The sequence below is a fragment of the Sphingomonas hankookensis genome, assembly GCF_022664465.1.
Taxonomy (GTDB): Bacteria; Pseudomonadota; Alphaproteobacteria; order Sphingomonadales; family Sphingomonadaceae; genus Sphingomonas; species Sphingomonas hankookensis.
This window is the reverse complement of record NZ_JAKREV010000003.1, coordinates 249,786-261,852: the sequence shown is the minus strand read 5'-3', so window position 1 is coordinate 261,852 and position 12,067 is coordinate 249,786. Positions and strand designations below refer to the sequence as shown.

Annotated in this window: 15 protein-coding genes; 6 read left to right on the top strand and 9 right to left on the bottom strand. The window is 68.2% G+C overall.

All coding sequences use genetic code 11. The annotated features are described in order from the left end of the window. The first annotated feature begins 28 nt into the window (after positions 1-28). The gene (locus MF610_RS10670; protein ID WP_242196100.1) at positions 29-709 is read left to right on the top strand and encodes a GIN domain-containing protein; all 681 of its coding nucleotides are present in this window, start codon (positions 29-31) and stop codon (positions 707-709) included. A 114-nt stretch (positions 710-823) separates the two neighbouring features. On the opposite strand, the gene MF610_RS10665 is transcribed toward MF610_RS10670, so the two are convergent. Continuing rightward, the gene (locus MF610_RS10665) at positions 824-1,912 is read right to left on the bottom strand and encodes an alkene reductase (RefSeq protein WP_242196098.1); all 1,089 of its coding nucleotides are present in this window, start codon (positions 1,910-1,912) and stop codon (positions 824-826) included. 68 nt (positions 1,913-1,980) lie between these two features. Here MF610_RS10665 and MF610_RS10660 point away from each other — a divergent pair, with 68 nt between their 5' ends. Continuing rightward, positions 1,981-2,883 (top strand): DMT family transporter, encoded by a 903-nt coding sequence (locus MF610_RS10660; RefSeq protein ID WP_242196096.1) that lies wholly within the window; start codon positions 1,981-1,983, stop codon positions 2,881-2,883. Positions 2,884-3,021: 138 nt separating this feature from the next. On the opposite strand, the gene MF610_RS10655 is transcribed toward MF610_RS10660, so the two are convergent. From MF610_RS10655 to MF610_RS10635, 6 genes are all read right to left on the bottom strand, one after another. After that, positions 3,022-3,621, bottom strand: a complete 600-nt coding sequence (locus MF610_RS10655) for a hypothetical protein (RefSeq protein ID WP_242196094.1) — start codon at positions 3,619-3,621, stop codon at positions 3,022-3,024. 2 nt (positions 3,622-3,623) lie between these two features. After that, complete coding sequence (locus MF610_RS10650) at positions 3,624-4,832, bottom strand: M48 family metalloprotease (protein WP_242196092.1); 1,209 nt, start codon at positions 4,830-4,832, stop codon at positions 3,624-3,626. Continuing rightward, the gene (locus MF610_RS19165; protein ID WP_339328522.1) at positions 4,829-5,074 is read right to left on the bottom strand and encodes a hypothetical protein; all 246 of its coding nucleotides are present in this window, start codon (positions 5,072-5,074) and stop codon (positions 4,829-4,831) included. The genes MF610_RS10650 and MF610_RS19165 overlap by 4 nt, the downstream gene beginning before the upstream one ends. A gap of 102 nt (positions 5,075-5,176) precedes the next feature. Then, the gene (locus MF610_RS19160) at positions 5,177-5,602 is read right to left on the bottom strand and encodes a hypothetical protein (protein ID WP_339328521.1); all 426 of its coding nucleotides are present in this window, start codon (positions 5,600-5,602) and stop codon (positions 5,177-5,179) included. A 96-nt stretch (positions 5,603-5,698) separates the two neighbouring features. After that, the gene (locus tag MF610_RS10640) at positions 5,699-6,889 is read right to left on the bottom strand and encodes an aromatic amino acid transaminase (protein WP_242196089.1); all 1,191 of its coding nucleotides are present in this window, start codon (positions 6,887-6,889) and stop codon (positions 5,699-5,701) included. A 112-nt stretch (positions 6,890-7,001) separates the two neighbouring features. Then, a complete protein-coding gene (locus tag MF610_RS10635; RefSeq protein WP_242196087.1) occupies positions 7,002-7,250 on the bottom strand; it encodes a glutaredoxin domain-containing protein in 249 nt (82 codons plus the stop codon). A gap of 101 nt (positions 7,251-7,351) precedes the next feature. Here MF610_RS10635 and MF610_RS10630 point away from each other — a divergent pair, with 101 nt between their 5' ends. From MF610_RS10630 to feoB, 3 genes are all read left to right on the top strand, one after another. Then, complete coding sequence (locus tag MF610_RS10630) at positions 7,352-8,038, top strand: COQ9 family protein (protein ID WP_422635942.1); 687 nt, start codon at positions 7,352-7,354, stop codon at positions 8,036-8,038. A gap of 61 nt (positions 8,039-8,099) precedes the next feature. Then, positions 8,100-8,357, top strand: coding sequence for a FeoA family protein (locus MF610_RS10625; RefSeq protein WP_242196083.1), 258 nt, complete (start codon positions 8,100-8,102; stop codon positions 8,355-8,357). A gap of 14 nt (positions 8,358-8,371) precedes the next feature. Then, positions 8,372-10,225: a ferrous iron transporter B gene (feoB, locus tag MF610_RS10620; RefSeq protein ID WP_242196080.1), complete on the top strand. Its 1,854-nt coding sequence runs from the start codon at positions 8,372-8,374 to the stop codon at positions 10,223-10,225. A 132-nt stretch (positions 10,226-10,357) separates the two neighbouring features. Here feoB and MF610_RS10615 read toward each other — a convergent pair whose 3' ends face one another. Continuing rightward, positions 10,358-10,597: a DUF4169 family protein gene (locus MF610_RS10615; protein WP_339328520.1), complete on the bottom strand. Its 240-nt coding sequence runs from the start codon at positions 10,595-10,597 to the stop codon at positions 10,358-10,360. A gap of 37 nt (positions 10,598-10,634) precedes the next feature. On the opposite strand from MF610_RS10615, the gene ssb reads away from it, so the two are divergent. Then, positions 10,635-11,204: a single-stranded DNA-binding protein gene (ssb, locus tag MF610_RS10610; RefSeq protein WP_242196077.1), complete on the top strand. Its 570-nt coding sequence runs from the start codon at positions 10,635-10,637 to the stop codon at positions 11,202-11,204. Between the two features lie 254 nt (positions 11,205-11,458). Here ssb and MF610_RS10605 read toward each other — a convergent pair whose 3' ends face one another. Beyond that, on the bottom strand, positions 11,459-12,055 hold the full coding sequence (locus tag MF610_RS10605; RefSeq protein WP_242196074.1) for an ankyrin repeat domain-containing protein: 597 nt from the start codon (positions 12,053-12,055) through the stop codon (positions 11,459-11,461). Positions 12,056-12,067: the final 12 nt, after the last annotated feature.

The window sequence follows — 12,067 nt, the reverse complement described above, 5'->3', positions numbered from 1 at the left end:
AAGGCGCTGCGGCGGGGGATGCAGGGGGATGTTCGCTGCCCTGATCGCCGCCGCGCTGCTCGCGCCCGCTTCGCCGCCCGAGGCCGAGAAGCGGCTGATGCTGACCGGGTTCGACCGGGTGCGGATCGACGGGCCGTTCACCGTCACGGTGACGGCGGGATCGTCGGTATCCGGGCGCGTCGTCGGCGATCCCGCCGCGATCGATGCGGTGCAGGTCCGCGTCGACGGGCAGACGCTGGTCGTCGCCCCGACACGCGACGATCGCGGCCGCCCCGAACAGGCATCGGCCCGCCCGCTCGCCATCGAGCTGTCGAGCGACCGCATCGTCGGCGCGGCGGTACGCGGATCGGGGCGGTTGCGCGTCGATCGTATGACCGGCCCGCGCGTCGACATCGCGCTGACCGGCGACGGTATGATCGAGGTCGGCGCGGTCGACGCCACCCAGTTCAGCGCGATGGTGATCGGCGCGGGCAAGCTGACGCTGGCCGGGCGCGGCGGGCAGGGGCGCTTCATGGTCAACGGCCCCGGCACCGTCGACGCCGCGAACCTCGCGATCGACACGCTGCTGGTGCGCAGCGAGGGGGCGGGCGGCGGCACCTACCGCGCCCGCTACACCGCCGACGTGACCGCGCTGGGATCGGGCGCGGTCAGCGTCGCGGGCACGCCCAAATGCCGGACGCAGGGGACGGCGACGGTGCGGTGCGGGTAGCTCCGCTTCGTCATTCCCGCGCAGGCGGGAATCCATAGACGCCAACGATGCGACGCGATCACGACGTCAGCGTGTATGGACTCCCGCCTGCGCGGGAGTGACGTACGGGTTCGGTCAGGCCACTTCGTGCGCCAGCGTCGGATAGTCGGTATACCCCTCCGGCCCGTGCGAATACCACGTCGCCATCTCGTCCTTCGTGAGCGGCGCGCCCTGTTCCAGCCGTGCGGGCAGGTCGGGATTGGCAAGGAACGGCCGGCCGAACGCGATCGCATCGGCGACGCCGCCATCCAGTTCGGCCTGCGCGTTGGCACCGTCATAGTCCTGGTTCAGGACCAGCGGGCCGGCAAAGACCTTGCGGATCTCGGGCGACACGCGCGGCTGGGTCGCGCTGCCGAACGTGCCGTCGGGGCCTGGTTCGCGCAGTTCGAGGAAGCCGATGCCCTTGTCCGACAGCAGCCTGGCGGCAGGCACGAAGACCGACGCCGGATCGCTGTCGATCACGCCCTGCGTATCGCCATTGGGCGAGAAGCGGACCGAGGTGCGCCCGGCGCCCACTTCGCCGATCAGCCGGTCGACGACTTCGCCGAGCAGGCGGATGCGGTTCTCCGGGCTGCCGCCGTAATCGTCGTCGCGCAGGTTGGCGCCGTCGCGCAGGAACTGGTCGATCAGATAGCCATTGGCGGCGTGCAGCTGCACGCCATCGAACCCGGCGGCCTTCGCATTGCGCGCCGCACGCGCATAATCGTCGAGGACGCGGGCGATATCGTCGCGCGTCGCGGCGCGCGCGGCTTCGTACGGCTTCTTGCCGTCATAGGTATGCGCCTTGCCCGGCGCGGTCGTGTCCGACGACGACAGCGGTGCGGCACCGTCCAGATAATCGGGATGGACCACCCGGCCCATATGCCACAGCTGCGTCACGATCCGGCCGCCGGCGGCGTGGACCGCGTCAGTAATCGGCTTCCACGCTTCGACCTGTTCGTCGGTCCACAGCCCCGGCGCGAACGGCCAGCCCAGCCCTTCGCGGCTGATGCCGGTCCCTTCGGAAATGAGCAGGCCGGCGGACGCGCGCTGGGCATAATATTCCGCCATGATCGCGGTCGGCACATGCTCGCGCGTCGCGCGCCCACGGGTCAGCGGCGCCATCAGCACGCGGTTGGGCGCGGCGATATCCCCCAGGGTAATCGGATCGAACAGGCTGGGCATTATACGAAAACTCCTGAGGGTAATGGAAATACAGGCGACTGCGAAAAGATAGGGCGGTAGGGGACCTCATGCAGCCGGTAACGCCTGAAACAAATAATATCCTGTCACAAAGAACGCCACGCGGCGCGATCGTCGCCGTCGTGGTCGCCAATATCGCGCTGGCGTTCGGGCCGTGGTTCGTGCGCATGGCGGATACCGGGCCGGTCGCCGCGGGATTCTGGCGGATCGCACTGGCGCTGCCGGTGTTGCTGGCGGTGGGGGCATGGACCGACCGGCGGGCGATGCTGCGGGGCGGAGCGTTGCTGGTACCGCTGCTGATCGGCGGGATCGCCTTTGCCGCCGATCTGGGCAGCTGGCATATCGGCATCCATCGGACGACGCTGGCCAACGCCACGCTGTTCGGCAATTGCGCGGTGCTGATCTTCCCGATCTATGGCTTCATCGCGATGCGGCGCTGGCCGACGCGGGCGCAGGGAATGGCGCTGCTGCTGGCGGCAATCGGCGGCATGTTGCTGCTCGGCCGCTCCGCCGAACTGTCGTCGCGCAACCTGGCGGGCGATTTGTTCTGCCTGCTCGCCGGCGTGCTTTACGCGGTCTATTTCATCGCGATGCGCGGCGTGCGGCGGACGATGGCGCCGCTCCCCGCGCTGGCGCTCTCCAGCCTTGCCGGCGTGCTGCCATTGCTGTTCCTCGCCATGGCGCTGGGGGAGCGGATCATGCCGCAGGACTGGACGCCGCTGCTGGCGCTGGCGCTGGTCAGCCAGATCGCGGGGCAGGGGCTGATGATCTATGCGCTCGGCCATCTCAGCCCGCTGGTCGTCGGGCTGGCGCTGCTGCTGCAACCGCTGGTCGGCGGCACGATCGGCTGGGCGGCCTATGGCGAGCGGCTGGGGACGATGGACGCGCTGGGCGCGGTGCTGGTCGCGGCGGCGCTGGCAATCGTCAGCGCGCGGCGTTCGCCGGAACGGTGAGGGCGGGCGCCCGACGCCATTCGCCCAAGAACGTCGCCCCAGCGTAGGCTGGGGCCTCGCGCGGTTCCTGTCGCTCGCTACAACCGGGATATCCCAGCCTGCGCTGGGATGACGTTCGTTTCGATGGCTGGATTCGGTCTATGACAGCGTTGCTGCGTCGGTCAGCGCGCGAAAATCGGCGAGCGAGCGGTCGAAGAAATACTGCCGCGGCGCATCGAAGGTCGCGAGGTACAGCCGCCCGCCGATCAGCGCCGCGCGGGCCTCGCCCCGGCGCGGCAGATGGTCGTTGTCGACATAGGCATAGGTGAAGCGGATGCCCGGTTGCCCGAGGAACGGATCGGGCTTTGCCGAGGTCAGCTCGAAATCGGCGACCGAGCGCTCGGTGCGATAGGTCGCTTCCAGCAGTTCGGGGATTTCGGCGATCAGCGTCGATTGCTTTAGCCGAGGCAGCGGCTTGTGCTTGCGGCTGGTCTCGCGGATCAGCGGTTCGTCGGGCGCGATCCCGGCATACCAGGTGATCTCGTTCAGCCGTTCGCCGTCAAGCGTCCATGTCTCCGCCTTCTTGCCCGGACGGATCGACAACAGGTTCCAGTCGCGCGGTGGTGCGACGCTGAGCGTCGAACCGGCGATCGTCACCACCTTGCCCTTTTCGCGATAGCCATTGGCAGCGACGGGCACGGCGAGCAGGGCGGCGGCGGCCAGCGACAGCGCGGCGGTACGGATCGGTCGGGTGGACATGGTCATGGCTCCCTGGGGTCGGCCGGCGCCAGCATCGCGATCATGCCGGCATCCTTCGCATCGGGTTTGAGGATGAGATAGCGGCGCAGCGCCACGCGCCCTTCGCTGGGGCGCCTGGTCTTGAGCAGCGACAGGCCAAGGCCGCGATACGCATCGGCCAGCTCTGGGTCGGCGGTGGTCGCGTTGGTGTAGAATTCGGCGGCAATGACGAGGTCGCGGGGATTGCCGCGGGCGCGGTACAGTTCGCCGCGTGCCAGCCACAGCGGTGCGGTCCAGCCATTCTTGGCCAGTTCGGCGATCAGGAAGTCGCTGGCGCCGAAATCGTTGAGCTTGATCTGGTCGTCAAGGAACATCGGCAACCAAGGCGCCAGCGCCATCGCATAGCGCGCCGCCCCGTCGTCACGCGCTTCACCGCCCGGATCGGCCAACGCCGCCAGCGTCAGCGCGCGTTCCGCGCTGGGCGGGTGCGACGCGGTAAAGGCGAGCTGGTCGAACCGCGGCTTCGACAGGCCGCGGGCGCGTGACGACGCCTCGCCCTCCGCCATCACATTGCGCCACACGCTGGCCGCCGCCTGCGGGCGTAGCGTGCCAGCATTGAGATAGCCCAGACCCAGCAGGTCGGCCTCGCGTTCCGTGTTGCGATCGTAGCGATAGAGGTTGCCATAGACCGACCATTGCAGGTCGTTGAAGTTCGACCGCGTCTGATAACCCGGCGACATCGACGCGAACACCGCCGCCCAACTGAGCAGGTCGCTGCCCGTCCGGCGTGCCTTGAACTTGGCGAGGCTGTGGCGCAGTTCGAAATGGCCGAATTCATGGCCGAGGATCGCGCCCAGTTCCGCCTCGTTGCGGACGCGCAGCAACAGCCCGCTGAACACCCGCATCGTCCCGTTGGGCGTCATGCTGGCGTTGAAGACCGGGGTGCGCAGCAGGTAGATGCGGGTCGCCGCACAGCGATCCTTGCCGACCGTGCTGCACAACACGCCGCGGACATAGGCGTTGAGCGCCTCGTCACGGATCACTTCGGGCGCATTGGCCAGCGCGCGTTCGTCCTCGTCCGCCTCGCGCCAGAAGCCGATCTCGTCGACGCCTTGCGGCTGGTAGACGCCGGCATAGGGCGGGGGTGGCGGTGCGGCGCCCGGTTTGGGCGGGGCGGCCGCGATGGCGAGCAGGGCGCACAGCCCTGCCGCGCCCTTTGCGAGCCGCTTCACCGCTGCGCCGTGACGACCGGTGTTGCCGTGGCGGCGGAGGCGGGCGTGCTGCCGGGAAGGCCCTCAAGCAACTGGCCAACGCGCTTCTGTGCGCCCTCGGGCATGCGGACGTCGCCGCCCATCGCATTGTCGGCGTTCAGCCACAGCAACTCGCCGGTGCGCAGGTCGACCAGCCCGGCATAGCCGGCATGCTCGCCCGACTTGACCGCGATGCCGGGGCCCAGCAGCGCGACGACCTGCAACAGCTTGCGCCCGGTCGATCCGTACGCGTCCTTATTGTACAGGAACAGCGCATAGTCGGCGTCCTTGGCGCCCGGCAGCGCGGCGATACCGCTGCCCAGCGACTAGTCGAACACGTTCGCCTTGTTGTCGCGCTTCTTGGTCGGCAGCCGGTTGCCGACGAAAAACTGGTAGTCGATCACCGATTGCGAGACGGCGGCAAACAGCGCGGCATATTCCTCGACCAGTTGCGCATCGGCGCCATAGCTTTCGGGCGCCGCGACGACGCGGTTGCCGATGCGCTGCTGCTGTTCGGTCAGCGCCGCTTCGATGTTGCGGCGCGCCTGGTCGGTCCAGTCGCCATTGGGTTCGAACATCCCGCCGGTCGATTGCGCGCCGACCGATACGGTCGGGCGGAGGACGAGGATGGTCTTCCCGCTGCCGCTGGGCAGTTCGAACCCTGCCTTCACCGCGGTGCGTTCCTGAGCGCCTGCCGGCATGGCAACCAGCGCCAGCCATGCCGCACCGACAATGGCGATCCTCCGTTTCATACAGCCCCCCAGCTTATGGTCCGGACAGGCTATCGCGACCGTTGCCGCTCCGCAACGGTCTTTCGCACTACGGAAAGCGCCGCTTCGGATCGATCGTCAGGCGATACCGGCGCGGCCCAGATCGACCAGCGCCTCGCCGAAGCGCGCGATGTCGCCCGGCGCGAAACCGGCGATGTTGATCCGGCCGGACCCCGCCATGTAGATGCCGTGCGTCGCGCGCAGCCATTCGATCTGCGCCGGGTTCAGCGGCAGCGTGGCGAACATGCCCTTGCCCTTGGCCAGCGGCGCGAGATCGACCGATCCGACCTGCCCCAGCGCCGCCAGTTCGCCGCGCAGCCGCTGCAACCGGGTGCGCAGCGCGTCGAGCTCGCCGCGCCAGTCGGCGGCAAGGCGTTCGTCCTCCAGCACGATCCGTACCGCCGCAGCACCATGGTCGGGCGGCATCGACCAGTTGGCGCGCGCCAGCGCCAGCAGGTTCGACAGCACGATCTCGCGTGCGTCGTCGTCGGGGGCGGTCGCCCACAGCGCGCCGGTCCGTTCGCGGTACAGCCCGAAATTCTTGTCGCACGAATAGGCGACGAGGCCGAACGGCACCGCGTCGAGCACGATACGCGTGCCCGCCGCGTCGCTCTCCATATCGTCGCCCAGCCCCTGATAGGCGAGGTCGATGAACGGCACGAGCCGGCTGTCGGCGATGGCGGCGGCGATCGCGCGCCAGTCGTCGGCGGTCGGATCGATCCCCATCGGGTTGTGGCAGCAACCGTGGAGCAGGATCGCGTCGCCTGCCTCGGCTTGGCCGATCGCGGCACGGATCGCGGGCAGGTCGATCGTCTGTGCGGCGGTGTCGAACATCGCATGAGGCACGACGACGATGCCGGCGGCGGCAAAGACGGGTGCGTGATTGGCCCAGCTCGGCTGGCCGACCAGGATGCGACGCACCCCGGCCTTCGCCAGCAGCTCGGCGCCCAGCCGCAGCGCGCCGGTGCCGCCCGGCGTCTGCAACCCGCAGCGGCGCTCGGCCGGAAAGCCGCGACCGAACACCAAGGGTTCGAGCAGCGCGACGAAGCCCTTGTCGCCCTCCGGCCCCAGATACGCCTTGCTGTCCTGCGTCGCGATCAGGCGCATTTCCGCCTGCTTCACCGCCTGCATCACCGGGGTATGGCCGTGATCGTCGCGGAACACGCCGACCCCCAAATCGATCTTGTGCGGACGGGGATCGGCGCGGAACGCCCCGATCAGGCGAAGCAACGAGTCGGCGGGCTGGGCGACCAGCGAACGGAACGGCATGAAAACTCCCCGGTACGGCGTAGAGGCCCGCCTATAGGCCGATCGCCAGGCAGGCCAAACGCTATCTTCGGGTGAGAGGCTTGCGGAGAGAGGCCGGTCGCGACGTCTGCCGTCATTGCCGGGCGAGGTAGCGCTCCACATCGTCGCTGCCGCCGATCCGTTCGCCGTCGATGAACACCTGCGGCGTGGTGTCGACGCCCTGTTCCGCCTTGAACGCATCGACCTCTTCGCGGCTGCGCAGGATATGGTCGTCCACCGTATATCCTGCCGATTGCAGCAACTGCTTGGCCTTCACCCCGAACGGGCAGGTGTGGTCGGGCAGGACCATGCGATACAGCGTGGCTTCGCGGGCATCCGACATCACGGCGTTCCTTTCTGGTGCGGGTTCATCCGGCATAGCGTACCGGACGGGCGCGGGTTCCGCTGTTGCCGTTCCCTCCTCTGCACCCTAGCTAGGAATGCATGATGGAGGACGCGATGGCCCCGCTGGCACCTGCCGACCTGACGCTCGACGAACTGCGCGCCGCACTGGCGCCGCTGGTCGCCGCCAATGCCGCATTCGACGGTTGGAGCGACAAGGCGGTCGAGGCGGCGGCGCAGACCTTCGGCGCGGACGCCGACGTCGCGCGGCTGGCCTTTGCCAGTGGCGCGGTCGACATGATCGATGCGTGGTTCGCCGAGGTCGACCGGCAGATGATCGCGGCGCTGCCGGCCGAGCGGTTGTCGGCAATGAAGATTCGCGAGCGCATCACCGCGCTGGTCGAGGCACGGCTGGCGGCGGTGGCGGGCGAGCGCGAGGCGTTGCGCCGCGCACTGGCGATCCTTGCCATGCCGCAGAATGTCGCGCGCGCGACGCGGCTGGGCTGGCGCACCGTCGACCTGATGTGGCGGCTGGCCGGCGATAGCGCGACCGATTACAACCATTATACCAAGCGGGCGATGCTCGGCGCGGTCTATGCCGCGACGATCGCGGTGTTCCTCGACGACGAGAGCGGCGGCCATACCGATACCCGCGCGTTCCTGTCGCGACGGATCGACGGCATCATGCGCTTCGAAAAGTTCAAGGGCCGCATCCTCACGTCGCGCGATCCGGAGCGGCGGTTGAGCCTGTCGCGCTTCATCGGCCGGTTGCGCTACCCGGCGGTATAGTCCGTCGCAGCGAGCAAAGAATCCGCTTCCCAAGACACGGGCTTATTGCTAATTAGTCGCAATGTTGTCGCCCAACCTGCACCTTACCCAGCTGCCCCGCACCTGCCGGGCGACGGTCGCGTCGGTCGAATGGGACCGCATGTCGCCGTCCGAAGCGCGCCGGTTGCGCGAATTCGGACTGGATGAGGGCGTCGATATCGAATTGCTGCACCGCGCGATGCTGGGCGGCGGTCCGCTGGCCTGCCGGATCGGGCGGATGACGGTGGCGCTGCGGGCGCATGTCGCGGGCGCGATCCGTGTCGCGCCGCTGGCGGGCTGACGGCTGACCTTCACGTGAACCCCGCACCTCTGGTTGCGCTGGTCGGCAATCCCAATGCCGGCAAGACCGCGCTGTTCAACGCGCTGACCGGCGCACGGCAGAAGGTCGGCAATTATCCCGGCGTGACGGTGGAGCGCCATTCGGGCCGCCTCGCGCTCAACGACGGGCGTCCGGTCGAGCTGGTCGACCTGCCCGGCACCTACAGTCTCGATCCGTCCAGCCCCGACGAAGCGGTCACGCGCGACGTGGTGCTGGGGCGGCAGAGCGGCGAGCGGGTGCCCGATGCGATGATCGTCGTGGCCGACGCCACCAATCTCGACAACCACCTGCGCTTCGTCCTGCAGCTTCAATCACTGGGGCGGCCGATGGTGCTCGCGCTTAACATGATCGACATGGCGACGCGCGACGGGTTGAAGATCGACCTCGATGCGCTGTCCGCCGAACTGGGCATCCCCGTCGTCGCGACGGTGGCGGTGCGCAAGCGCGGGCTGGACGAACTGCGCGCCGCGCTGGCCGGCATCCTCGCCACCGCGCCGCGAACGGCACCGGCCGACTCGGTCGAAACCGATATCCGCCATTTTCAGCGCGAGGCGCGGCGGATTTCACGCGCCGCGACCGTCGAACAGCCGCGGATGCGGGCCGTTACGCGCGGGCTCGACCGGGTGGCGCTGCATCCCGTGATCGGCCCGATCCTGCTGCTCGTCATCCTGTTCGTAATGTTCCAGGCGGTGTTCAGCTGGTCCGAAGCGCCGATCGGCTGGATCGAGGGCGCGCAGGGCTGGCTCGCCGACACCGCGGTCGCGACCCTGCCCGGCGGGTTCCTGCGCGATCTGCTGGTACAGGGCGTCATCAACGGCGTCGGATCGGTGGTGGTGTTCCTGCCGCAGATCCTGATCCTGTTCGTGTTCATCCTGCTGCTCGAGGCGTCGGGCTATATGGTGCGCGCCGCGTTCCTGATGGACCGGTTGATGAGCGGCGTCGGCCTGTCGGGCCGGGCGTTCATTCCGCTGCTGTCGTCGTTCGCCTGCGCTATTCCCGGCATCATGGCGACGCGGTCGATCGACGATCCCAAGGAACGGCTGACCACGATCCTGATCGCGCCGCTGATGACCTGTTCGGCGCGACTGCCCGTCTATGCCGTCATCATCGGCGCGTTCATTCCGGCGCGACAGGTGCTGCCGGGGATCGGGTTGCAGGGGCTGGTGCTGCTGGTGCTGTACCTGACCGGGATCATCGGTGCGGTGCTGGCGGCGTTCGTGCTGCGTCGGACCGCGACCAAGGGCGTGGGCGGCGGGTTCCTGATGGAAATGCCGCGCTATCAGCTGCCGTCGATCCGCGACATCGCGATCGGGTTGTGGCAGCGCGCCTATGTCTTCCTGCGCCGCGCGGGCACGATCATCCTGCAGGTGACGGTCGCGCTGTGGCTGCTCACCTCCTATCCGGTCGCGCCGGCCGGGGTGAAGCAGTCGGAATATTCGATCGCCGGGCGCATCGCGTCGGGGCTGGAGGTCGTGCTCAGGCCGATCGGCTTCAACCACGAAATGTCGCTGGCGGTGATCCCGGCGATGGCGGCGCGCGAGGTCGCGGTGTCGGCGCTGCAGACCGTTTATGCGATCGATGCCGCCGACGAGGAACAGGGTGCGCAGGAACTGGGCGGGCGACTGGCCGGCCGGTGGAGCCTCGCCACCGCACTCGCCTTCCTCGCATGGTTCGTGTTCGCGCCGCAGTGCCTGTCGACGATCGCGGTGGCCCGGCGGGAGACCAATGGCTGGAAATGGCCGCTGGTGATGATCGGCTATCTGTTCGCGCTGGCCTATATTGCGGCAGGCGCGACCTATTGGACGGCGGTCGCCTTCGGGCTGGGGTAGGGACGCCGCCGACCGCATCGTCACTCCGGCGAAGGTGGGAGTCCATAGACGCAGCGATAGCGGCTCTATCAGGACCGTCAGCGGCAATGGACTACCGCCTTCGCGGGAATGACGAGCGTTGCCCGGCCGGCGCTAGTCCTCGCGCTTCGCCCCGTCGAGCAGCGCCTTGTGCCGCGCCTCGTCCTGCTCCTCGGCCGTCCTTTCCGCCTTGGTCCGGCCGAACTTGCGGCGGTTGGCGTCGGCCTCCTGCGCACGGGCGCCCTTGTCGCGACCTTTACGAAAGCGGTTGAGGTTGATGACGTCGCCCATCGCGGTACGATGAACGCCTGTCCCCGCTTCGGCAACCTCTGGCGTCGCGCCGCGCGCTGGCATAGGAAGCCGAGCTATATCTTTCTCGGAGAACTGCGCCATGGCCGGCAGCGTCAATAAAGTCATCCTCGTGGGCAATCTGGGCCGCGACCCGGAATCGCGGTCGTTCCAGAATGGCGGCAAGGTCGTGAACCTGCGCATCGCGACGTCGGAGTCGTGGAAGGACCGCAACACCGGCGAGAAGAAGGAAAAGACCGAATGGCATTCGGTCGCGATCTTCAACGAAGGCCTCGCCAACGTCGCCGAGCGGTTTCTGCGCAAGGGTTCGAAGGTCTATATCGAAGGCCAGCTGCAGACGCGGAAGTGGCAGGATCAGCAGGGCCAGGACAAGTACAGCACCGAAATCGTGCTGCAGGGCTTCAACAGCGTGCTGACGATGCTCGACGGCCCCGGTGGCGGCCAGGGCGGCGGCGGTGGTCGCGGCGGTAGCGACTTTGGCGGCGGCGACGATTTCGGCGGCGGTTCGGGTGGCGGCGGCTATGGCGGTGGTCAGAGTGGCGGCGGCAGCGGTTCGCGCGGCGGCGGGTTCAACTCGGGCGGCAACAAGAGCGGCGGCAATTTCGGCGGCGGCGGCTTCGGCGAGGACCTCGACGACGACGTTCCGTTCTGATTTGGGGTGTGGCGGGGTTGGCCCGCCGCATAGCTACTCTCCATCACTCCATGCAGGGGGGAGTCCCTATGCGCTGACGTGGCGAATCCGGCATAAGCGTCAGCGGCTATCGATTCCCGCCTCCGCGGGAATGACGGATGTCCGTGATGTTCGACCGATCCGAACGGGACGTCGCCCCAGCGAAGGCTGGGGCCTCACGCGGCTCTTGTCCCGTACGATCCCAGCTCCCGCTGGGATGACGTCCGGACCGGGATTTAGAGCCGCGGACCCGCGACCGGCGCCTTGGGCTTGGCAGCTGGCGCATCGTCCAGCGCCTTGAGCAGCACCGGCGTCCGCGTATCGCGCTTGGCATAGTCGCGCGCCGACAGGCCGGCGATCACGTCGGCCTGGTCGGGATTGGCGCCCGATGCGACCAGTTCGCGAACCATGTCGAGGTTGCGCAGCTGCACCGCACGAATCAGCGGGGTCTCGCCACTGCTGTTGCCGAGGTTCAAATTCGCCTTGCGTGCCGACAGCGCACGGATCGCCTCGACCGATCCCGATTCCACCGCCAGCAACGCCGGGGTATTGCCGCGATTGTCCTGGATGTTGGGGTTGGCGCCCTTGGCGAGCAGGAAGCGCAGATAGGTCAGATTGCCGTTCTTCGCCACGATGTGCAGCGCGCTTTCGCCGGTCGAACGGTCCTTGGTATTGATGATCGTCTGGCCCGGCTGGCCGAGGATATCGTTGACCTTGTTGCCGTCCTCGTCGCGGATCGCCTTCAGGAACGTGTAGCCCGGCGACATCTGCTGGGCCTCAGCGGCGGCGGGCAGCATCAGCGCGGCGGCGAGGAGGATGCGGATGGCGGGCATGGGAACGGGCTC